Raw genomic sequence first — 22,869 nt, 5'->3', positions numbered from 1 at the left:
TAATGTTTGTTTTATGGTGGGGAAAGTTTTACCAAAAAGAATTATTTTCACTAAAAAGCAAATGTTTTAGCAAAACAAAAAGAGAATTTGCAAAATGCAAACATCCATATTTAACTTGCGCTGTCTTGCCACTGTTGAATTTTTCTGTACAAGGTTGATGGACTAACGCCTAGTGCTTCTGCGGCTTTTACTACATTATCATTACATTGGCTTAATGCATGCTCTATGGTTTTACGCTCGACGCTCGCTAAGGTATAAATTTTACTATTATCTTGAAAGCTCTTGCCATCAGTCACTACACATTCACCAATAGGGATATTACTATCCGTCGCTTTTTCATGTATCTGTGCAACGTCTTCACTTTCAAGTAATAATGATAATTGCTCATCGGAAAGGTTTAATATACTAGCAAAAATATGTTCATCTATTAATGGCTCATTCGCGAGAACTACCGCGCTATAGATCAAGTTTTGTAACTGTCTTACATTTCCGGGCCATTGATATTTACGAAGTAACTTTTTAGCCAATGGGGTAAAGCCTTGGTAATTTCTTTCTTCAATTTGATTATATTTTTGCAAAAAGACTTCGGCAATTTGCACTACATCACTGCCCCGTTCATTTAGCGGAGGTAAAGCGATTGGCAATACATTAAGCCGGTAAAATAAATCTTCCCGTAATTTGTTTTCGGCGATTGCCTTGTCAGGCTCTCTATTTGTCGCCGAAATAAAACGAACATCAACTTTTTCAACTTTACCACTGCCTACACGACTAAACGTACCGGTTTGGATAAACCGCAGTAATTTAGCTTGCAATATAATATCCATTTCAGCTATTTCATCTAAAAACAGAGTTCCATTATGTGCTAACGTTGCCGCGCCATCTCGATTTGAATGAGCGCCCGAAAAAGCACCTTTTACATGGCCAAATATTTCTGACTCCATTAATTCAGCCGGTATTGCCGCGCAATTTAACGCAATAAAACTGCCTTCTTTTCGTCTACTCAATTCATGTAGAGCTTGCGCTGCCACCTCTTTACCGCTACCACTTGGCCCGGTAATAAATACAGAAGCTTTACATGGCGCACACTGTTTGATCGTTTGGTATATATTCTGCATCTTGGCGCTGCTACCAACAAAACCAGAAAATTTATCGATAGAGGGGAAACTATCTCTAGGCTTAAACTCTTTTAATAACGTACGTTCAACCATGATTTTACGAAATTCTATCACTTGATTCAGGGTATTAATTAAATGGGTGTTATCCCAAGGCTTATTGAGGTAACCCCAAACTTTCCCCTCATTAATGGCCGCTAAAGTATTATTTACATCGGTATAAGCGGTTAAAATGATACGAATACTTTCAGGAGAAATTTTAGATACTTTTTCTAGAAATGTGATGCCATCCATATTAGGCATATTAATGTCAGATACGATGATATCAATTTGATTGTTCTTGATAATTTCAAGTGCTTCGTGCCCGCCATGGGCAGTAAACACTGTCGCATAGAGTTTACGGCAAACCCGCTTCAAAGCGTCTAATATCATAGACTCATCATCTACAAATAACACACTACTCTTTGGCAAGTCCATATTCCTCTCTTAACGTTTATAACATCACAAAACGTAGATTTGTATCAGACAACTGCGTACGGTTTTATAATGGTAAAAATAGAGTACGCACAGTGCTCAATTAAATTAAGGTTTAAAGGACTTTAAATCATATGAGAGATGCTCACTGCTGTTAGTTTAAGTAAAGCACATAATAATCTTGCTGGCTAATATCTACTATGTGCTTATTATCTACCCCAAGTGAGTTTACTTCTATAAGTAGGTTATTTACGATTTGTGGTACCTCAAGTGTAATCAGTGTTTGTCCATTATTATCTGTTTTTGATACTGCAATTAATGACTTTGTCATCAGTCGAGAATCATCCAACTCCATAATGTCATCAGGAATGGATGAAACATAAAGTAATGCATTATCGATATTGTCTCCGGCATAGGATTGAACATGAATATCAATCGTTACCGTACGAAAACTTTGAAAGTCAAAATCTTCTTCAACGTATAAATCATTTGCTGTTTCAGCAACTGTAGCAAGCTTTTCAGGGTTAGGGCTATGATCAATACTGGCTTGGGTTTCAGATTGGGGTGGGACTTCATTTACTGCTGTTGCTTTACTGCTGCCCTCGCCACAACCAATTAAACCATGAGCTAAAATACTGATAATTAAAATCCGCTTTGAAAAATTGCTCTTCATGTTTAACATAATATTATTCCTATTTTAGGGGTTAAAGGTGTGTTGTGGTCTACCTGGGTTTATGTACCAATCAGGCGCTTCACTGCCACTACTTTCAACCCAGGTTTCAAATACAGGATATGCCCATATTATGTCGATGTACTCTTTTGGGTAACTCCAGGTAGTATCAATTTTAATAGCCCATGGCAGATTATTGTCTGTTTTATAATAACGATCATGCTCCACAACAGAGCTGTCATCGCCTTTACCAAACTGGGTGAGATCAAAGAGGTCTGTAGGTGGGTATCCAGCAAAATGAATTTCTCTAGACCTATTGTTTGTACGGTAAATAAAAAAGTCCAATGATGAATGTAGTAAGCTATCAACAACGGTAGCAAAATTAACATCTAACTCGAATGGCACTGATGGAAATGTATTACACTCTGCAACAGTATTAAAATGCTTGCACTTTCCTGAACCACCCGTTTCGGTGAATACATGGGTATCGTTCCATAAACTTATTACCAAATCCTGTTGATATTGCTCTGCAGTCTTTTCATACGATTGCCCACCAATACTCAATGTGCTGTTTAAAAATGCTGAGGCGGGAATATCCAATAAACGTAAAGCAAAGCCATTGTGATAAGCAGCACCACGAGCATCAATAAAGCCGCTGATTTTAAAACCAGTGATCTGTGTATCACTATTATAAATCACTTGCAGTCGCTCTCTAATGATTAAATCATTCAAGTCGTAATCACCTATATGAGGCCAATTATCCTCAAAAGCTAAGGTTACCCAAGATTGTTCGTTAGGGTAAAAGGAACTAAATGCCCGATGATAGTCATTAGGAAACTCATCAGCATCATCAAGAATTCCATCGGCATCAGAGTCATTAACATCTGGAATTTCTATTAAATCATTTAATTGTAAAGCGGAGGCAGGGGTAACCTTGACACTAAATACAGCATCATTAAAGTCATTATCCCCCCATGACCTTGGTAAATCTTCAAAACCCAAAATAACTTCTTCAACGCCTTGATCGTATAAAGCGACCATATGTTGTTGTAAAGTCGAATTGGGTTCATCATTTAAATTAGTAAGGGAATAGTAATAAGGCACTTTTGTTGGTTTTACCCCAGTGTCATACCAAAAGGCATTGGCTGCTAAGAAAAAACCAATACTCGTGCCGCCGGAGAAGGTTCCTAAGCTTACTCTATGTCCGTTCGTTAAATGCGGAAAAGACAAATTAGGAAATATGATAATTTCGTTGACTTGTTCTGGACTCGTTGGTGGATTTTCAGGATCAAATACAAAGAAGCCAAATGAGTTTTTATAACCTGCTCCCTCGTGGATAAAAGTAATAAATATTTCTGCTTCTTCTACGTCTGGTTTTATAGTGATAGTCGAGCCAGCGTCACCAGTTAAAAACGCCTCATTTACTTCACTTTCGGGTAAAGCATTATTGATCAGGGTGAAAAAATCAGCTGGGTACTCATCTTTCGCCCAAATCAAATCATCGGGTTTACCGGTACTTTGATCATAACCTTGTGGCCAAGGTGCCCCAGAAAGAAAGGACCAGATATAATTGCCGTTTTCATCTTGGGTTACGGCTTGGACATAAACAGAAACGAATACAAAAAAACATAACAGTAATAGTATTATGGTTGATAGAGTGTTTGCTATTTGCGTATTTAGTAAGTTGTGTTTGCATGGTTTCATAACGCTTTCCTTACCCATCATAACTTTCTACTTACTTTAAGCGAGTTTTATACCAATATTTTTTAACTCCATAAAATCATCACCTTACATCAGCCACAAGACTTTATCCGGCATGTAAATAAAGAAAGATTAAAAATCTTTTTTAATTTGAAAAAAATTAAATACATACGTATTGGGTTTAGCAAACTACGTACTTTAGTTATACGGAACATTTATTGCTTATATTTAATAAATAAGAAAGATAGCCATTTTCATAAAGGTAAATCATGATGAGTCAAATTCAAAACTCACAAACTCCTCCTCAAAAAACACTGGTATTTAGTATCGCTTTAAATGGCTATCAATGGCTTTATCAAGAGTACTTATTAAGCCATCAGGCTTACGCAAAAACGAACAATTATGAATATGTGGTAATTTCCAAGCCATCAATATCAAACTTAGGCATGGAGTGCTGTTGGTTAAAGTTGGTTTTGTTAAAAGCAGCATTAGTTAATGGCTACCAGAATGTTATGTTTGTCGATGCTGATGCCCTCATTAATGAGGATTGCCCATCTATAGATGAAATTTTCGTAGATGATAAATATCTTTACATGGCCAATGGTTATACCGGACGTTTTAACAGTGGAGTTATGATAGCTAAAAAAGCGGGGGCATTAATAAACTGGTTAGATAAATTGATACTATCTCGCCGTCAGCACTTACCAAGTATCGATTCAACAGGCTGGGGTGAAAATGGCCATATCATTCACTTTAGTAAACAAGTTAACTTTATCAAAGTGTTGCATCATCGCTGGAATAATACATTTGATGAAAAACTAAATGATCATATTAGACACTTTAGCTATGGTCCTATGCGTACCTCAAAACTGAAAACATTGGCACATCATGTATTACGACGAAGTCTTGGGTTGTTGGTCAAGTATGTGTTTGTAAAACAAGGTGTAAACCATATTCTAGCCTCTGATGTCTTTCAACGAGAGACACAAAAGGTAATCGTTAACTACCCACAATTTCAATCATCTCACAAACCCTAATCAATCCTTCAAGATTAACTAAGAGAATATTAGGTTAATTTTCAAATTGAGAAAAATGTATTATCAATTTGCAAAACAGCCATCCACAACATACGCTAAGCCATTGTATTTTAAGAAATAACAAAAACTGGAATAGTTATTGCTGAAATGAATTATCGCCTAATTAGGTCCTTAAAATAAACGTGAGGCTTGCCATGACTAGTTCAACAAACTGTAGTGATAATAATATTTGCCGATTATTTGATTTACCCATAAACAACGTTCCTATGAGCAAGGCCATAAATTGGGTTATTTCTCACCGCTTCAACTTAAGTAGTAATAAATCTCATACAAAAGCATCGGAAAAACCAAACCTAGGATTTTTCATAAATGCACATTCAATAAATTTAAGCTTTAAATATAACGATTTTTATCAAACGCTAAAACAAGCTGACTGTTTATTTGCAGATGGTATTGGCATGCGTTTAGCAGCAAACCATATAGACGAACCTATACAGGAAAATGTGAATGGCTCAGACATGCTGCCAAAGCTCTGCGAACAAGCGGCTAATGAAGGAAAATCAATTTTCTTTTTAGGAGCTAGCCCAGGTGTTGCGAGTAAAGCAGCTAAACGCTTACACAAAACCTACCCGAAACTGAAGGTTGCGGGCTATCAACATGGTTATTTTAAGAAACATGATAACAAACGTATCATTGCAAAAATTAACCAATCAAAAGCCGATATTTTATTAGTGGCGCTAGGCTCGCCTTTACAAGAAATTTGGTTAACCAACAATGCCGAATACTTACACTGTAATACAGCCCTTGCGGTAGGAGGTTTATTTGATTTTTATTCCGGCAATATTCCCCGTGCGCCCCTTTGGCTTCGAAATTTAAATCTGGAATGGTTATTTAGATTACTACAAGAGCCTAAGAATAAGTTTTACCGATACGTAATAGGTAACCCAATATTTTTGTTTAGAACTTATCTTTTTAGACAAGCGGCTAAGGCAATTTCTAATCCCCCCTCACACGTAAGTAAACCATAAGAATGAGTAAACTCGCATCAATTAATAATTAGATATAAATGAGGCTTAACATGAATAATCAAATGAACATTCAGCAGTATTATCCATTTTTAAATGAAAAATTAGTTATGCAATACTGGCGAAGCTCTTCGGTTTCTTCAAAGCAATATGTTTATCATAAAAAAGCGAAAAATATAAAGCGAAATGTTGGTATCCCTATGCCACTGCAGCAATTGATAGCGTTAGGTTTAATATTATTAAGCTTACCTTTACTGCTCATGGTCGCTTTATTTATATATATAGAAAACCCCGGCAAGGTGCTTTTTTGTCAGACCCGCATAGGTGAAAATGGACGTCATTTTAAGTTTTATAAATTCCGTTCAATGCGAATATTTGCCCCTAAAGTTGATGAAAATTTAAGCCATCGTGACGGTATTTGTAAAAAATATATTAATGATCCTCGTGTAACTGTTGTAGGTAAGTTCATCCGTAAATATTCTATTGATGAGCTACCACAACTGTACAATGTACTTATCGGTGATATGTCGTTAGTAGGCCCCAGACCAGCCTTAGCAAGTGAGAGTTACCAATACAATCAACATCAATTTAAACGCTTAAATTGTAAGCCTGGTATGACTGGTCTATGGCAAATATCTGGTCGTGCCGATACAAGCTTTACTCAACAAATATCATTAGATCTACAGTACATTCGTCAACAATCATTTTTATTTGATTTGAAGATTTTACTGGGAACTATTCCTGCTGTAATCAGCGCAAAAGGCGCATACTAAAACACTTATCTATTTGCTTTTTGCAACTCCTTTTTGTTTTTTAAGGTTTTGCAAATTGCAAATATTAATGTTCTAACTCTCAATAAAACATTAAAGATCTTTATTTTCCCTACCTATTCATGTACCTGTGCAAGCGCTGAACACAATAACTAAATGTTGGCACCTATATTGCTGCATTAGATATATAACATTTTAATGCAATGTCCATGTATATGGTCAACCAGGATTTTATTATGTTCTATTCGTTTTTTTATATGAGTTTTCATAACTCTCACCTTTGCAAGAACAAGTTAATATTTTTAGCCATCGTGAGCATTTTACTTACCTCTGTGTTTTCTTGCACACAAACAGACTCATTAGATACTCCCCAACATTCGCAACCAGACTTTTATGGCAATGAAAAAGCTAATGGCACTCATATTAGTCAGCAAAGTACGGCTAAATATGTGTTTGCAACGGCTAAAACATGTGAAAAGTTTCAAGATTTTGCAGCCCCTGAACATTACATAATCGATAAACCACTGCAATTAAAACAAGCCGCTCCTGCAAGCTTCCCAAACGCTAATGAGCAAACATTGTTAAATGGCTTAAGCCCAGGGGATATGGTAGCGGTGAATATAGAAAATGGTGAAGGTTTTAACGGTAATTACATCATCGATAGTAATGGCCTTATTAATATTCCATTATTACCGCCCATTGATGTACTTGGCCTACCAACCAATATTGTTGCCGAAAAAATATCAATTGAATTTATCAAAAAAGAAATATTTAAAGCCGCTACAGCCCACGTAACACTGCAAGTTCTCCACTGGTCTGAAATAGAAGTATCAGTATCTGGGGCTGTATTTAACCCTGGTAGAGTTTTGATCAATGAAACGTTACCGCAAAAATTAGAACAAGACTCTTTTAGTTACGGCGATCATTCAAACAAACGACTGCTATCAGAAGCATTGCGTGCTGCTTCTGGCGTAAGGCCCGATGCAAAACTTGACCAAGTAATTTTACTTCGAAAAGGATGGCGTTTAGAAGCTGACATGACAGGAATACTTACCGGCGATCCTGTTACGGATTACCCATTAATCACCGGAGACCGAATTATTGTCCCTACTACAGGTTGCTTTCAATCAAACTTAGTAAGACCGAGTCAAATAACCCCAAAAGGTTTTCGTATCTTTATGTCTAACTTAATAGCACCGGCGATGAGTAACTCAAACGCCGCTGTTGGACGTTACTCTGCCAATGTGCCCTATGGTACCCGTTTATTACAATCGGCAATTTCTGCTAATTGTGTGGGCGGCAAACAATGGACCAATGCTCCTCGAAAAGTAGTGCTTGTAAGCGTTAACCCTTTAACTAAACAAACACAGGTAATTGAACGATCCATTGAAGAACTCATGAGGCAATCAAATAGAGAATCCATTAACCCTTATTTAATGCCCAATGATGCTGTTGCATGTTATGACTCTGATGTAACCAATCTTCGCGATATTGCTAACACCATTGCGGACTTTATCATTCCCTTTAAACTATTGTAAATATTGGCATTAATTATGATTAAAAAGACTTACCAAATGATGATTATAAGCCCGACAGACAAAATTCGAGCTTATATTTACCGTTTATTTAAAAAGCCGTATTTAGTTGCCGCAATTTTTGGTTACTTATCTGTATTGGCTATGGTTCTTATCTACCTTAATATGCCGGCAAAATATAGCAGTGAAATGGATCTGGTACTTCCAGGCACAGGAACTAGTAGCAACGTAAAATTAAATGAAGTTGGTGAAGTTGTCTCGCAAACATCTGCACCCTATGGCTCTTCAAGCTTTAACCCTAGAGTCAATTATAAAGAAATGCTAACCAGCCGTTCTGTATTAGAGCGCGCGGCTTTGATTATGGGCATTAGTGTGCGTGAATTTGCCACACCGGTTATCAAGTTAACCGAACAAACATCTATAATTTCAATAAAAATCCGCGGTCGTACTGCGAAAGAGGCTAATGGCAAAGCGAATGCTTTATATCAATCTCTGCAGCAAGAGCTTGATAGATTACGCGCCGATGAAGTATTAAGACGTGATGTAAGTATTAAAGCTGTTTTAACTCAATATCAGAACAAGTTAAATCTTGCTCGCGGAAATATCGTCGACTTTCAACAAAATTCATTTGTCGTTGCCAGCATTCAGCTTGAGCAAATGGTAATTGCCTTGTCTGATCTAAATGAAAAACACATGCTGGTATCATCAGAGCTGGAACAAATCGATAGTTACATTAGAAAATTGAGTCTCAATTTAGGTGTTTCCCCGTCGTTAGCAGGGCAAGTCTTTAAATTACAAACCGATGCCCAATTTAGTAGCTATTTAACCGAACTTGATAATTCATTAGGTGAACTAACAACCTATTCCTCTCGTTGGGGAAATAACCACCCTAAAGTCGTTGCTGCTCAACAACGGGTAAATCTAGTAAATTCGCATTTAAAGCAGCGCAGCATGCAAATGATAGGTATTCATGTCAGCGAGAGTTTTAATACACTAGATTTAAAAAAACAAAACAACCGCGCCCAATTGTTTGCCGATTTAATTGATTCAAGTGCAATTAAAGAAGGTAAGCAGGCAATGCTCGCTAATATTGAACAATCAATTGCCTTTGTACGTGACAAATTAAAAATTTATAGCAGAGAAGTTGCAGAGCTTGAGCGTCTAGAGCATGACTTTAACATGGCTGAAGCGATTTATACCTCTGCTGCAGCACGTTTAGAAGCAAGTAAAGCTGATATTTTTGCTTCCTACCCAGTAATTCAACAACTTACGGTGGCATCGTTTCCACAAGAATCAAGCAGTCCTAAAACGGCTATTGCCTTAGCCGCAGGTTTTATTGGGATCATTTTTATCACTCTCTTTTTGGTAGCTATATGGCAACGACACAACTTAACAAATCTACTGTTGAACAAAAGTTAGTTTGGTACAACATCACTTGTACTTATTTATTCTTTTTATCAGGTAGCTTGTATGTTACCGGCTGTTTGCTTGGCTGGTTGTTGATATCAATTTTACTATTAAGGTGGAATGTACGGCCAAATACTATCACAGAGCCGAAGGTCGTACCTGCGATCATTTGGCTGTGGGTAGCAATGATGCTAATCATGTTATTTACTTTATTCATAGCCCACGCTAACTGGGACTTAGGACTTTCAAAAACAATCAAATCCACAATAGGTTGGATGAAAGGTTGGGCCCTGTTTCCTATTTTCATATTCATAGGTTATTTTGCCAATATAAATGAGAAAATGTTAGTTCGTGCAATATGTAAAGTCAGCTTTTATACCCTGATTTTTGCTATTGTCACTTTGCTCATTTATCTAGTAGGTGTACCTGGAGAGGTATATGTTTCCCCTTTAAAAGCGATTGGCGGACCTGGTGTTGAGTTTTTTTCGGTTAGTTTATTTGGCATTAACCCTGAAACGGGATTACCAAGGTGGCGTTTTTTTGGCCCTTGGGCACCTGCTGCGGGCTTTATGTCTTGTATATATTTAGTACTTTGCCTGCAAGAACAAAACAAACGTTGGCGAATTCTTGGTATTGCAGGTTGTGTAGTAATGATTTTATTATCGCAATCGCGAGCCGGGCTGTTTATTTTTATTTGCTTACTCCCCTTCACGCTACTCTTTGATAAAGCATTGAAACTGCAAAGCTTACTTTTATTAGGCTTCATGCTACCAATATTCATCATACTTAGTGATCCCATTTCGCAATTACTGTTTGATCATTTTGAGCAAATTAAACAATCAAGACCTGACTCAACTCGGGTAAGAGCAGCATTAGCAGATATCGCCATTCAACGCTGGCAAAGTGAAGCTCCTATATGGGGACATGGTATCGTTGAGCGGGGCCCAAAAGTGGTAGAGAGTATGCAAATAGGCTCCCATCATACCTGGTATGGACTTTTGTATGTTAAAGGATCTGTAGGTCTATTATGTCTTGCCCTTCCAATGTTCGCTACCAGCTGTTATTTACTTTACCTTAGTTTCTGGCGAGCAAATGCACGTATTGCTCTTGCGTTAATGGTGGTCTTTTGGCTTTACAGTTTTTATGAAAATCTAGAGATCTTAGCGTTTATCTTTTGGCCGGCATTAATTTATATTGGCCTTAGTTTAAAACCCTGCCCGGCAAACAAAGAAACCCTTACTTATTCACCAGTTTAGTGATGTATCAAAGTGGCATTTTAATTGCTTCTTTGAATATAAGGTAACCACATTCATGGTTATCAGCATTAATATTAAAGGGGCTCATTATGACAAATACGGCTAAGGCACTACTTGTTGGTTTCTATGGTAAACAAAATTTAGGTGATGACGCCCTATTGCTTGCTACTGCTTGGGCTAATAAACACATATTAAAGAATGAACAAGCCCAATGTACTGCTAGTGCTCCTATAAATTTAAACGATTTTAAACAGACACAAGCAACGCTTAAAGCGGAACAGAAATTTCCCGGACAAAACCGTTTATTGCAATACCAATTAGCATGGAAAAGCCAACAAATTGTGTTGGGCGGGGGCTCTGTACTTCATAGTGCCCATGATCTAAATATTAAACGGTTAATGCTAAAATTGAGTTCCAAATTCAATTTAACCTCACAGCAAGAACGCCAACATATGGCGGTAGGCGTTGGTATTGAGGCCTTTAATGACGACAAAGCAGAAGCAGCTTGCAAAAAGTTTTTAGCAGAATGCCCATTTATTGGCTTACGTGACAAAGATAGCTATCAAAGAGCAAAGCAACTTTCACCCGATGCAAATATTTCACTAACCTTCGATTTGGCCCCGCTACTACTTTGTCATAGCCACATAGTAGATTATAAAAAACAATTGCTCAGTAAATCTAAATTTGAAAGAAAACGTTATGGCATAGCGATTAACTTGTGCTCTATTCCTTCTGATAATTTAGGGAATGCTAATAAGAGCACTGAGCAACGAATTATTTCTCAATATGCAAAACTCATTTGCAAACTGCTAAAAACCACAGAGCAGCATATAACCTTAATAAGCCTTAATGCCGAACCGATGATAAATCATAATCGTTTAAATGATGATTCTCTGTTGCAAAAAGTAAAAGAAACTGTAGCGGAAAATACAGAAGATAAGTTTTCTCTATTTCGTCTACACATAATTAAGTACCACGGCGACCCATTAAATATGGTCAAGATCTTAAGTACCTTTAAACTTGTTATTGCAATGCGTTTACACGCACTTATTTTAAGCTATATCAATAAAACCCCTGTCATCGCCATAAATTACCACCCAAAATGTCAAGCCTGGTGCAAACAAATTAATATTGCTAAGAAGTATCAAATATCACCAGAAAATACTGACCTAACAGCTCTTTTAACAACAATAAAAACCGGTTTAAAGCATGGCTTTACACCACCTAAATTACCTGTACGAACCGCTTTACAGCAATCTTTAAAGAATTGGAGACTAAGTGATGAACAAATTGAATATTACTGTCGTAATTCCGCTTTATAATAAAGCGCAGCATATCTTAAAAACATTAAACAGTGTTTACCAACAGCAAAATCCTGCATATGAAGTAGTTGTGGTTAACGATGGCTCTACAGATAACAGTTTAGAAGTTGTTAAGACTTTTAAAACTGAAAAAAATTTGGAAAACTTAATCATTATTGATCAAGATAACGCAGGAGTCTCTGCGGCAAGAAATGAAGGTGCTTTGTTGGCTAACAGCCCTTTCATTGCTTTTTTAGATGCAGATGATTTGTGGTTGCCATTATATCTAACGAAAATTACAAGCATGATCCATCAATCGCCTTTTGCCGATATATTTGCTTGTAAATACCAGTGTAAATTAGGCGAAAACAACTACAAAGACGCGAAAATAAGGCTAAACCATCATCAACATATTGACGGTATATTAGTTAACTATTTCGAATGTGCAAGCCAAGGTGATTTACCGTTTATTGTTTCTTCTTCCGTCATCAAACGCAGTTCGTTTAAAAAATTTGGTATGTTTCCACTCAATGAACCTATGGGGGAAGACCAAGCACTTTTTAGCCATATTGCCATACACGGATTGATCGCCTACTCAACTGATATTCATGTTATTTATAATTTAGCGGCCGAAAACCGGGCATGCATTAATAACATACCAAAAAATGAATTACCTTTTAGTAAAAGGTTAACAGCAACAACTGAATTGATCCCTGCAGTAAAATACAATTCTAAGTATAGGAAAGCTATCCTAACCTTTTGCGCAGCGCACTTATGTCATCTAGCCAAACTTAACATTAAAGCAATGCAGTTTAGTCGTGCTAGAGCTTTATTAGCTGACAAGCGCTGTTGGTTAAAACCAAAACACAAGATTTGTTTATATTTATGGTCTATGGTGGCGCAATGTAAGAACTCTATTCAATTAAAATTTAGCCGATAAAAGCACTAAGCTTTTAACATAGTAATAGTTAGAACGTTAATCGATGTTTCAAACTATATTTGTGATTATTTAACAAATATGTACTATCAATTAAAATTACAGTCTTCTAAAACTGATTTATGTAGATCGATTTGTTAGTATTAATTAATCAAGATAATACGTACAAAAACAATAAAGTGGAACAACATTGAACTCAAACACACAAACCATCTTCTGGCACGATTATGAAACATGGGGAGTATCCCCAAAGCTTGATAAACCTTCACAGTTCGCAGGAATTCGCACCGATTATGATTTAAACATTATCGGTGAACCTGAAATGTTTTATTGTCAACCACCGGCCGATTACTTACCTAATCCTGGCGCGTGTATGGTTACCGGTATAACTCCACAGAAAGCACAACGTGAAGGTGTGACGGAAGCAGAGTTTGCCGCCCGAATTCAAAAGATTTTTACTGTCCCTAATACCTGTGTGGCTGGTTATAATTCAGTACGCTTTGATGATGAAGTGTCACGTTATTTGTTTTATCGTAATTTTTACGATGCTTATGCGCGTGAGTGGCAAAACGGTAACAGCCGTTGGGATATTATTGATATGGCGCGTTTATGTCATGCTGTAGCACCTGAGGGTATCAACTGGCCAGTAAATGATGAAGGCAGAGTGAGTTTTAGATTAGAGCTGTTAACTGCTGAAAATGGGATTAGTCATGAGGCTGCGCATGATGCAATGAGCGATGTTTATGCAACCATTGCTTTAGCTAAGTTAATAAAAGAAAAACAACCAAAGCTTTACAACTTTGTATTTGGTATACGCACCAAACAAGAAGTTAATAAACACATTAACTTATTTGAAATGACGCCGTTTTTACATACCTCGTCAAAAATATCGCCCGACCAACGTAATACTAGTTGGTATATGCCGATTGATTCTGATCCGGTAAACAAAAATGCTATCACCTGTATCGATTTATCGAAAGACATCTCACCACTTTTTGATTTAACTGCAGATGAAATTAAAGAGCGTTTATATACACGTCATGATGAATTAAAAGCTGAAGGAAAACTTCCTATTCCAGTAAAACAAGTGCACATCAATAAGTGCCCTATTGTCGCCCCTGCAAAAGTATTAACGCCAGAGCGTGCAGCTTTAATTAATATCGATCGTGAATTGTGTCTAAAAAATTGGAAACAGCTAAAGGAGCAAGCTGAGACACTAAAAGACAAATTAGCTGAAGTTTTTACAAAAGACTTTGGCGACGAAACAATTGATCCCGAACACGCACTTTATGGTGGTGGCTTTTTCAATGCTGCTGATAAAGAAAAAATGTCGATGATCCACGAAATGCCAGTAGAGCAATTAGGCACTTATCCGTTTAACTTTACTGATCCGCGTTTAGACACATTGTTGTTTCGTTTTAGGGCAAGGAACTACCCGTTAACGTTAACCGTTGATGAACAGCATAAATGGCAGCAATATACTCAGAATAAATTACAAGGCGGAGAAAATGGCCTAAGTTATGATGAGTACATGATTGAAATTGAGAATTATGCCCATAAATACGAAGACAACAAACAAAAGATGGCAGTATTAAAAGCCTTGTATGAGTATGTACAAGGTTAAAAGCTTTACCTGCTATTAACGCAATATAAACATAAGCGCCTAATAATTAGGCGCTTTTACAATTAACAACAACTCCCCTACAAATTCGATCAACATCCCATTAACAAGCTAGTTATCATCATCCCAGTTAAAAAATACTCATGACAAAAATAGGAATCAATACTTTGTTTAAATTTAATAAATCAGCTTTAGCACTTGTAGTTTCATCTTCTTTTCTTTTAATGGCATGTGATAACGATGATGACAAGTCATCAAATAGCGATCCTGTTGCATTTAACCTAAGTGTTTCAGATGCTCCAGTAGATAATGCATCAGAAGTTGTGGTTTGTTTTAGTGAAATTACTTTGAAAAAAGATGGCGAAGTTATTCAATTACCATTAAAGACAAATGACGATGTTGTCCAACCTGTAGGTGCTTATGAATGTTTAGATGCTGACGGAATGCCTATTAATGAAAATTTAGCGATTAACCTACTTGGTGCACAAGGTTCAGAGTCAATTGAAATTTCTGAAACAATTGATGTAGAGCCTGGTGAATACCAGATGCGTGTAGCGGTACCTGACTTTAGTGGCTCCTATGTAATGACTGACGAAGATGGAGATGGCACTGACGAAAAAGTCCTTGTTGAAGTCCCTTCTGAAGAATTAAAGTTCAGTAAATTCACTGTGACTCAAGGTGGCGCGGCTAACTTTACTCTTGAATTTGATTTACGAAAAAGCATGAACATTCCTAATAAAGAAGGTGCTGCTTGGCACTTAAAACCAAATGGCGTACGTTTAATTGATAACAATGAAGCAGGTCACATTGCTGGTATCGTTAGCGAGTCTCTTTTATGTACTGATGAGTCAGGCATTGAAACACCAACATTTGTGTATTTATATGTTGGCAGTGAATCTGATGCGTCGTTGTTAGGCGATATGCATTATAACGAACAAGGTGCGTACATTGGTGATGGTATAGAGCCATTAGCGTCAACTGAAGTTTTAACTGAAGTTCAATCTGACGGTAGTTATGAAATAGGCTTTGTCGCGACAGGAGAGCACACATTAGCATTAACCTGCTCTGATGATATTCCTGATGTAGCAGATGTAATGAATTTTACTAATTTACAATTGCTAACCGTTGAAAAAGGTAATAACGAACTAAGTTTTACCGAATAAAAGTTCAATTAATTGCTGATAAAAAGTAAAGCCACCTGAACAGGTGGCTTTATTGTTTTGAATAATTGATATTAAGATTATTTACTTATCTTTTAATAAACAAATCAAACTAGACGTGTCATAGCGACTACCGCCCTGCTTTTGAACTTCTTCATAAAAACCATCAACCATTTTTGTCATTGGTAATTGTGCGTCATATTTTTCAGCTTCGGCAAAGGCAATCGCCAAATCTTTACGCATCCAATCAACGGCAAAACCAAAGTCGTATTCACCAGAGAACATGGTTTTATAACGATTTTCCATTTGCCAAGAGCCCGCAGCACCTTTAGATATGGTTTCGACAAGTTTATCGGCGTCTAAGCCTGCACGTTGTGCAAAGTTAAATGCTTCACTCAGCCCTTGTACAACCCCGGCAATACAAATTTGATTGGCCATTTTAGCAATTTGACCTTTGCCCACAGGCCCCATAAGTTGGCTAAATTTTGCGAACGCATCCATTACCGGCTGAACTTGTGCAAATATAGCTTCGTCTCCGCCGCACATTACAGTGAGTTGTCCATTTTCAGCGCCAGCCTGACCACCAGAAACCGGCGCATCAATAAAGTGATTACCTTGTTTAATTGCAACGTCATTTAGTTCACGCGCTAATTCAGCTGAAGCGGTCGTATGATCGACATAAATTGCGCCAGGCTTAATTCCGGCAAAAATACCATCCTCGCCATATGATACTTCTCGCACATCATCATCGTTTCCAACACAGGCAAATACGATATCTGCATTCTCTACAGCTTCTCTAGGGGTACTAGCAAACGAGTTTTCAAAATCATGCGCCCATTGCATCGCTTTTGCTGTAGTTCGGTTATAAACCGTAACTTGATAGCCTGCTTTGGCTAAATGGCCAGCCATTGGATACCCCATAACTCCTAAACCGATAAAGGCGACATTTTTCATTTTATTTTCCAATTACTAGTGATTCGTTATTTAATGGTGTTAGTGTAATGTGATGAATCCAAAATAAAAAGACTTAAACAGGCAAAAAAATGACTAATTTATATGATTTTTCAGTGATTAATAATGTTGGCGATACAATTCCATTGTTAAATTATCAAAATAAAGTATTGCTTATCGTTAATACTGCCAGCGCATGTGGGTTTACACCGCAATATGCAGGTATTGAAGAACTCTATAAAAAGTACAAAGACCAAGGCTTTGAAGTGTTGGCCTTCCCTTGTAATCAGTTTGGTAAACAGGAAACTGGTGATGATGCTGAAATTAAGGGATTTTGTGATTTAAACTTTAATATCAGTTTTGATTTGTTTTCTAAAATTGATGTTAATGGCGAAAACACCGATCCTTTGTATGACTACCTTACCGAGCAGGCAAAAGGTGTATTAGGCAGTAAAAGTATCAAGTGGAATTTTACAAAGTTTTTGGTAAGCCGAGAAGGTAAAGTGATTAAGCGTTTTGGCAGTATTGATAAGCCAGAAAAAATTGAACGATTCGTAAAGGCATTACTTTAATTCCTTCATGAACAAGGCAGAAATACACCATGATTTACATAGACGTAATGAATGCCGTGAATGCATGGATGCATAAGAGCGGTCCTTGGCATTTCTGGGTATAGGTATTCCAGTTACAAACTTAAAGCCATCCGTGGCAGTTTGCATTCCCTCATCCCTGAAGTAAAAAAAGCTGTTATGTTTTCACATAACAGCTTTGTAATTCAATAATGAATTGTTTATGACATGTGCATTAACATGGTCGAAGGCTCTTCTAAGAAAGACTTCCACAAGTTGCTGAAACGGGCGATTGTGCCGCCGTCAATTACACGATGATCGCCAGACCAACTTACTTGCATAATTGAACGTGCTTCAACTTCACCTTTGTCATTAAAGCGAGGCAAGGTTTGCAATTTACCTAAAGCAACAATAGCAACCTCTGGCTTATTAATGATAGGAGTTGCAACCGTACCGCCCAGAGCACCAATATTAGAAATACTAATAGTACCGCCTTTTAAATCACCACTGGCAACTCTACCCTCACGAGCGTCGTTGGTTAAACGGGTAATTTCCTTCGCTACATCAACAATTGATAAACTTTGCACGTTTTTCACGTTTGGCACTAATAAACCAACTTTTGAATCTACTGCCATACCAATATTATGATCATCAAAATAAGTAAGCTCTGAACAATCTTCATTTACTTTAGTATTCATTAACGGAAATTGTTTGATCGCTAACGACATAGACTTCATGAAAAATGGCATCATGGTTAACTTAATGTCTTGCTTTGCATACACTTCTTTTAATTCAGAGCGCAGAGCAATCAATTTGGTCATGTCAATTTCTTCACAATAGGTAAAGTGAGGAATTGTTGATACTGACGCTACCATAGCTTTCGCCATAGCGGCTTTAATGCCTCTAATAGGCTCAACCCTTGTACCACCAACAGTTTGTGTATTTATGGCCGTAGACGCTTGAACAGGAGCTGCTTGTGGCGCTTGAGTAAAGTTAACAACATCTTCTTTATACACACGACCTTTAGGGCCGGTTCCAGGCACTTCGTGAATATTAACGCTTAACTCTCTAGCAACACGACGTACAGCAGGGCTTGCTATGGCTTTACCTGTTGCAGATTTAACTGCTACCGCTGCCTTAGCGGCTTCAGGTTTTGCCGTTTGCGTATTTGCTGTAGGTGCAGTTTCTGTAACAGGCGTTACTGCAGCACTAGGTTTCGCTTGTAAACCTTCAACTTCAATGGCAAATAGCGGTTGATGAACTTTAGCAATTTCACCTTTAGCGTAATGTAATTTTACTACTTTACCCGCGTATTTAGATGGTATTTGAACTAGCGCTTTATCCGTCATTACATCAACAACGGCCTGATCTTCTTCAATCAGATCACCTTCTGAAACTAACCAATCAACGATTTCACATTCTACAATACCCTCTCCAATGTCAGGTAAAATGAAGTCTTCAATTGAACTTGCGGTAACTGTTTCAGATGGGCTAGCCGTTTGCGGCGCTTCAGCAACTGCTTCAGGAGCAGGTGCTGCTACTTCAGCTTCTTCACCAATTGGTGTCATGGCAAATAAAGGTGAGTGTACTTTCGCGATATCACCTTTTGCATAATACAGTTTATCAACAACACCTGAATGCATCGCTGGAATTTGTACTAACGCTTTATCGGTCATCACATCAGCTACAGGTTGATCTTCTTCAATATGATCACCTTCATTAACCAACCATTCAACCAATTCACACTCAACGATACCTTCGCCAATATCAGGTAAAATAAAATCAATACTCATTTCATAAATCCTAGTAATTTACCGAGGCCATAATGGCTTCAAAGGTTTTTAATTCATCTGGCATGTATTCTTTTTCATGCGCTAGTGGGAACGGGGTATCTAAACCACACACTCGAGAGATTGGTGATTCTAAATGTAAGAAACACTTATCTTGGATAGTAGCCGCTATTTCACCGGCAAAACCGCCAGTTAAAGGAGCTTCATGGTTTATGAGTAATCGACCAGTCTTTTTAACAGACTCAGCAACTGTATCTACATCCCAAGGTAATATTGAACGTAAATCAACAATCTCACAAGAAACACCTTCTTTTTCTGCCATTTGAGCAGCTTTTTCGATGGTTTCCATTTGCGCACCCCAGCCTAATAATGTGATATCAGTACCGTTGCTTACAACTTCAGCCTTACCTAGAGGTAATTGATAATCTTCTTCAGGTACCTCACCCGTAGAGGCACGGTAAAGCTTTTTAGGCTCGAAGAATATAATCGGGTTTTTATCACGAATTGCCGCCAGTAGCAGACCTTTAGCTTGATATGGGTTACGCGGTACCACAATTTTCAAGCCCGGAGTATGAGCAAAGTACGCTTCTGGTGATTGTGAATGGTACAAACCACCTGCAATACCACCGCCGTATGGCGTACGAATAGTAAGGTTACCAACATCAAATTCGTTACCAGAGCGGTATCTAAATTTAGCAGATTCATTAACGATTTGATCAAATGCAGGAAAGATATAATCGGCAAACTGGATTTCAGCAATAGGCACACTACCTTGTGACGCTAAGCCATTGGCAAAGCCCATAATCCCCTGCTCAGTTAACGGAGTATTGAAACATCTGTCTTTACCAAACTTTTCTTGTAAGTTACTTGTCGCGCGAAATACGCCACCAAAATGGCCAACATCTTCACCGAAACAAACCGCAGATTCGTTTTCAGTCATTGCGATGTCCAAGGCATTATTAATGGCTTGTAATAAATTCATTTGAGCCATAATTATATTCTCCCTGCAGTAACTGGGTAGGCATCAGGATACTTCTTAATGTGTTCTTTTAAATCAGCAAGTTGTTGTTCTAAATGTTTTGGAGCTACGTCGTACACATCAGTGATTAATTCTTCAATCGCTGGTTTTTCTATTACTTCAGCTACTTTTACAGCGGCTAATACGTCTTTTCGGTATGCTTCGAATAATTCTTCTTCTTGGGTTTCATCCCACCATTCATTGGCAAGCATCCAATTTTTCATTCTCAGGATAGGATCATGGTCAGCGTATTTTGCTTCTTCTTCGCGAGTACGGTAGCCACTTGGATCATCAGAGGTTGAATGTGCGCCTAAACGGTATGACATTGCTTCAATGATCACTGGTTTGTTATTTTCAATGGCATAATGACGAGCATCTTGAGTCGCTTTTAATACCGCTAATAAGTCATTACCGTCTACTCTGATTGTACGTATGCCATAGCCAACACCACGTGAAGCTATACCATTACCGGCAAACTGTTCAGAAGAAGGTGTAGAAATGGCGTAACCATTATTACGACAAAAGAATATTACTGGCGCTCTTTGCACTGCAGCCATATTTAAACCAGCGTGAAAATCACCTTCAGAAGCCGCACCTTCACCAAAATAACAAATGGTACATTGCTTGTTACCTTTAAGCTTTTGCCCGTAAGCATAACCAGCAGCTTGAGGGATTTGTGTACCTAATGGTGATGAAACTGTCATATAGTTCAGCTCTTGTGAACCATAATGAATTGGCATTTGGCGACCTTTACCAAGATCTTTCTCATTTGAGAACATTTGATTCATAAAGTTTTCAAGGCTAAAACCTCGAAACATCAATGCACCTTGTTCACGGTATTGAGCCATCATCATATCGTTATCATCAAGACCGGCTGCGCTACCAACACTGGCTGCTTCTTCACCTAATGCCGACATATAAAAGCTTAAACGACCTTGGCGTTGAGAAGCGATCATACGTTCATCTAATACTCGATGAAATGCTAATGTTTTATAAATTTTTGTCGCAAGCTCTTTGTCGATAACAGGCATGTCTGCATTTTTATACACACTACCGTCTTGCTTTAATATTTTAAGAATTGGAATTTCTACGGAATGACCGTCAATGGCTTCAACTTGGTGAACCACTCGACCTTCTTGATACTTTTCAGTGTTCATAAGATTCTCTGATAACAGCACTTACGTGCTTTGTTGTATTAACCTAACTAATTATAAAGCCACTTTTATTAAGTAAAGTTTAATTTAAGGCTTTAACTATGAATTATTTATTTTATTTAGGTGTAATGCCCTACAGCTTTGGCTTAGGGCATTTATCGCGAGAACTTTACATTTTGGGTAATATACATGCAATTTTTTAGCAAAATTAGTCGCTTAAAAGTTAATTTTAGTGGAAATTTTGCTTTACACTTTTTAATATCGATTTACTTGATGTACAGATCTCGTTAATCAATGCTACATGGTATTACAGTCAATAAAGCTCGTTGCCCAATTGCCACTTGGGCATTAGGGAATATTATCGCTTCACCAGGTACTGTTACTTTATGTTCTGTTTGCCCGTCTACAGCCAATACATGATCCAAAGGGTAGTCAGTAAAGTTTTCTGCATTTTCAGCAAACGTTAAATAAAAATCTTCGGTTTCTCTATTTATGGTTTTAAATATTTCATAAATATTAAAATTGCCTTCATCAAACTCGTCAAGTTCGAGATCATTCGCGCTTAAAAGATTAGTTAATGCATTTTTACAGGCTGCAAACTTATTCATGTTATTTTCACCAAATGGCATTACTTTACCAAGCTCGACAGTGAATGCGTGTGCATTAAACTCATTTGCAGAAAAGTAACTAAAAGTCGTTGTTGGGCTGTGAGACAATAAAATGGTATTAATGCCGCAACTTAATAAAAATTGAAGTTGCTGTTTATTTCTCGGTTTGCCATGCAAAAATGGGTAAACAGCAAATTTGTCATTTTTTGACCCTCTAATAGCGGTATGCAAGTCATAATGGTATCGAGTTCGCTCTCCGGCTATTGCCCCACCTTGATCGAAAAAGTCCCTCACATAGTTTTCTAACGCCAATGCACGGTGACGTTCTTTATTACAAAGTCCTTCGCCATCACTATGAGCGCCTGAAAACAATCTGTTTAAATTTTCTTCAACAAATCGCTGACCAATATTAATTGAAGCGGGGTTACCAAATAAGAATAACACGCGTTGTTTAAGCGCTAATTCACCTTTAATGATTTCTGAGATTAATTGCTGACAAATTTCTATCGGTGCTGTTTCATTGCCGTGCACAGCACAAGATAACACTATATCACTGTCGGTAAATTGCTCTACAGGTTCAAAACTAATAACGCCAGTATCTAAAACACTCATTAATGTTTGTATACCAGATGTTGGGTGAGTTAAATGTACGGTAAATGTTTCAGGAAGAGCATCTGGATATTGGCGCGTAATGGCCAAGAAATCTGCATTGGTAAGTAATTGTTGTTGTAAATCAGACACGTAATATTATTCATTTAAGGGAAGATGGTCAT

Annotated in this window: 19 protein-coding genes; 11 read left to right on the top strand and 8 right to left on the bottom strand. The window is 37.6% G+C overall.

Annotated elements, in window-relative coordinates; all coding sequences use genetic code 11:
• Positions 1–110: 110 nt before the first annotated feature.
• From RI845_RS08655 to RI845_RS08645, 3 genes are all read right to left on the bottom strand, one after another.
• Positions 111–1,589 (bottom strand): sigma-54-dependent transcriptional regulator, encoded by a 1,479-nt coding sequence (locus RI845_RS08655; RefSeq protein ID WP_348389337.1) that lies wholly within the window; start codon positions 1,587–1,589, stop codon positions 111–113.
• Between the two features lie 151 nt (positions 1,590–1,740).
• Positions 1,741–2,268, bottom strand: coding sequence for a hypothetical protein (locus tag RI845_RS08650; protein WP_348389336.1), 528 nt, complete (start codon positions 2,266–2,268; stop codon positions 1,741–1,743).
• A gap of 15 nt (positions 2,269–2,283) precedes the next feature.
• Entirely contained in the window at positions 2,284–3,960 is a 1,677-nt protein-coding gene (locus RI845_RS08645; protein WP_348389335.1) for an LruC domain-containing protein, read from the bottom strand.
• A gap of 266 nt (positions 3,961–4,226) precedes the next feature.
• Between RI845_RS08645 and RI845_RS08640 the strand changes: the two genes are divergently transcribed.
• From RI845_RS08640 to RI845_RS08595, 10 genes are all read left to right on the top strand, one after another.
• Positions 4,227–4,994: a glycosyltransferase family protein gene (locus RI845_RS08640; protein ID WP_348389334.1), complete on the top strand. Its 768-nt coding sequence runs from the start codon at positions 4,227–4,229 to the stop codon at positions 4,992–4,994.
• Positions 4,995–5,188: 194 nt separating this feature from the next.
• Positions 5,189–6,022: a WecB/TagA/CpsF family glycosyltransferase gene (locus RI845_RS08635; protein WP_348389333.1), complete on the top strand. Its 834-nt coding sequence runs from the start codon at positions 5,189–5,191 to the stop codon at positions 6,020–6,022.
• A gap of 50 nt (positions 6,023–6,072) precedes the next feature.
• Entirely contained in the window at positions 6,073–6,792 is a 720-nt protein-coding gene (locus RI845_RS08630; RefSeq protein ID WP_348389332.1) for a sugar transferase, read from the top strand.
• Between the two features lie 233 nt (positions 6,793–7,025).
• On the top strand, positions 7,026–8,327 hold the full coding sequence (locus RI845_RS08625; protein WP_348389331.1) for a polysaccharide biosynthesis/export family protein: 1,302 nt from the start codon (positions 7,026–7,028) through the stop codon (positions 8,325–8,327).
• 15 nt (positions 8,328–8,342) lie between these two features.
• Positions 8,343–9,743 carry a GumC family protein gene (locus tag RI845_RS08620; RefSeq protein WP_348389330.1) on the top strand — a complete coding sequence of 467 codons (1,401 nt, stop codon included), beginning with the start codon at positions 8,343–8,345 and terminating at the stop codon, positions 9,741–9,743.
• Positions 9,698–10,987, top strand: a complete 1,290-nt coding sequence (locus RI845_RS08615) for an O-antigen ligase family protein (RefSeq protein ID WP_348389329.1) — start codon at positions 9,698–9,700, stop codon at positions 10,985–10,987. The genes RI845_RS08620 and RI845_RS08615 overlap by 46 nt, the downstream gene beginning before the upstream one ends.
• 89 nt (positions 10,988–11,076) lie before the next feature.
• Positions 11,077–12,309, top strand: coding sequence for a polysaccharide pyruvyl transferase family protein (locus tag RI845_RS08610; RefSeq protein ID WP_348389328.1), 1,233 nt, complete (start codon positions 11,077–11,079; stop codon positions 12,307–12,309).
• The gene (locus tag RI845_RS08605) at positions 12,269–13,228 is read left to right on the top strand and encodes a glycosyltransferase family 2 protein (RefSeq protein WP_348389327.1); all 960 of its coding nucleotides are present in this window, start codon (positions 12,269–12,271) and stop codon (positions 13,226–13,228) included. The genes RI845_RS08610 and RI845_RS08605 overlap by 41 nt, the downstream gene beginning before the upstream one ends.
• Positions 13,229–13,415: 187 nt before the next feature.
• A complete protein-coding gene (gene sbcB, locus RI845_RS08600; RefSeq protein WP_348389326.1) occupies positions 13,416–14,849 on the top strand; it encodes an exodeoxyribonuclease I in 1,434 nt (477 codons plus the stop codon).
• 140 nt (positions 14,850–14,989) lie between these two features.
• Entirely contained in the window at positions 14,990–16,009 is a 1,020-nt protein-coding gene (locus RI845_RS08595; protein ID WP_348389325.1) for a DUF4382 domain-containing protein, read from the top strand.
• An 81-nt stretch (positions 16,010–16,090) separates the two neighbouring features.
• Here RI845_RS08595 and RI845_RS08590 read toward each other — a convergent pair whose 3' ends face one another.
• The gene (locus RI845_RS08590; RefSeq protein ID WP_348389324.1) at positions 16,091–16,960 is read right to left on the bottom strand and encodes an NAD(P)-dependent oxidoreductase; all 870 of its coding nucleotides are present in this window, start codon (positions 16,958–16,960) and stop codon (positions 16,091–16,093) included.
• An 89-nt stretch (positions 16,961–17,049) separates the two neighbouring features.
• Here RI845_RS08590 and RI845_RS08585 point away from each other — a divergent pair, with 89 nt between their 5' ends.
• Positions 17,050–17,529 carry a glutathione peroxidase gene (locus tag RI845_RS08585; RefSeq protein WP_348389323.1) on the top strand — a complete coding sequence of 160 codons (480 nt, stop codon included), beginning with the start codon at positions 17,050–17,052 and terminating at the stop codon, positions 17,527–17,529.
• 218 nt (positions 17,530–17,747) lie between these two features.
• On the opposite strand, the gene RI845_RS08580 is transcribed toward RI845_RS08585, so the two are convergent.
• From RI845_RS08580 to astE, 4 genes are all read right to left on the bottom strand, one after another.
• On the bottom strand, positions 17,748–19,319 hold the full coding sequence (locus tag RI845_RS08580) for a dihydrolipoyllysine-residue acetyltransferase (RefSeq protein WP_348389322.1): 1,572 nt from the start codon (positions 19,317–19,319) through the stop codon (positions 17,748–17,750).
• Positions 19,320–19,329: 10 nt separating this feature from the next.
• Positions 19,330–20,307, bottom strand: a complete 978-nt coding sequence (locus RI845_RS08575) for an alpha-ketoacid dehydrogenase subunit beta (RefSeq protein ID WP_348389321.1) — start codon at positions 20,305–20,307, stop codon at positions 19,330–19,332.
• A gap of 2 nt (positions 20,308–20,309) precedes the next feature.
• Positions 20,310–21,491, bottom strand: coding sequence for a thiamine pyrophosphate-dependent dehydrogenase E1 component subunit alpha (locus RI845_RS08570; protein WP_348389320.1), 1,182 nt, complete (start codon positions 21,489–21,491; stop codon positions 20,310–20,312).
• Positions 21,492–21,775: 284 nt separating this feature from the next.
• Positions 21,776–22,837 (bottom strand): succinylglutamate desuccinylase, encoded by a 1,062-nt coding sequence (astE, locus tag RI845_RS08565; protein ID WP_348389319.1) that lies wholly within the window; start codon positions 22,835–22,837, stop codon positions 21,776–21,778.
• Positions 22,838–22,869 lie beyond the last annotated feature (32 nt).

The organism is Thalassotalea nanhaiensis, assembly GCF_031583575.1.
GTDB classification, from domain to species: Bacteria; Pseudomonadota; Gammaproteobacteria; order Enterobacterales; family Alteromonadaceae; genus Thalassotalea_A; species Thalassotalea_A nanhaiensis.
Note: the sequence above shows the minus strand (reverse complement) of the source record. Positions and strands in the feature narration are given on the sequence as shown.

Coding starts and splice junctions, on each gene's coding strand:
- RI845_RS08655 (WP_348389337.1), bottom strand. CDS start 1,589: ATGGACTTGCCAAAGAGTAGTGTGTTATTTGTAGATGATGAGTCTATG.
- RI845_RS08650 (WP_348389336.1), bottom strand. CDS start 2,268: ATGTTAAACATGAAGAGCAATTTTTCAAAGCGGATTTTAATTATCAGT.
- RI845_RS08645 (WP_348389335.1), bottom strand. CDS start 3,960: ATGAAACCATGCAAACACAACTTACTAAATACGCAAATAGCAAACACT.
- RI845_RS08640 (WP_348389334.1), top strand. CDS start 4,227: ATGATGAGTCAAATTCAAAACTCACAAACTCCTCCTCAAAAAACACTG.
- RI845_RS08635 (WP_348389333.1), top strand. CDS start 5,189: ATGACTAGTTCAACAAACTGTAGTGATAATAATATTTGCCGATTATTT.
- RI845_RS08630 (WP_348389332.1), top strand. CDS start 6,073: ATGAATAATCAAATGAACATTCAGCAGTATTATCCATTTTTAAATGAA.
- RI845_RS08625 (WP_348389331.1), top strand. CDS start 7,026: ATGTTCTATTCGTTTTTTTATATGAGTTTTCATAACTCTCACCTTTGC.
- RI845_RS08620 (WP_348389330.1), top strand. CDS start 8,343: ATGATTAAAAAGACTTACCAAATGATGATTATAAGCCCGACAGACAAA.
- RI845_RS08615 (WP_348389329.1), top strand. CDS start 9,698: ATGGCAACGACACAACTTAACAAATCTACTGTTGAACAAAAGTTAGTT.
- RI845_RS08610 (WP_348389328.1), top strand. CDS start 11,077: ATGACAAATACGGCTAAGGCACTACTTGTTGGTTTCTATGGTAAACAA.
- RI845_RS08605 (WP_348389327.1), top strand. CDS start 12,269: ATGAACAAATTGAATATTACTGTCGTAATTCCGCTTTATAATAAAGCG.
- RI845_RS08595 (WP_348389325.1), top strand. CDS start 14,990: ATGACAAAAATAGGAATCAATACTTTGTTTAAATTTAATAAATCAGCT.
- RI845_RS08590 (WP_348389324.1), bottom strand. CDS start 16,960: ATGAAAAATGTCGCCTTTATCGGTTTAGGAGTTATGGGGTATCCAATG.
- RI845_RS08585 (WP_348389323.1), top strand. CDS start 17,050: ATGACTAATTTATATGATTTTTCAGTGATTAATAATGTTGGCGATACA.
- RI845_RS08580 (WP_348389322.1), bottom strand. CDS start 19,319: ATGAGTATTGATTTTATTTTACCTGATATTGGCGAAGGTATCGTTGAG.
- RI845_RS08575 (WP_348389321.1), bottom strand. CDS start 20,307: ATGGCTCAAATGAATTTATTACAAGCCATTAATAATGCCTTGGACATC.
- RI845_RS08570 (WP_348389320.1), bottom strand. CDS start 21,491: ATGAACACTGAAAAGTATCAAGAAGGTCGAGTGGTTCACCAAGTTGAA.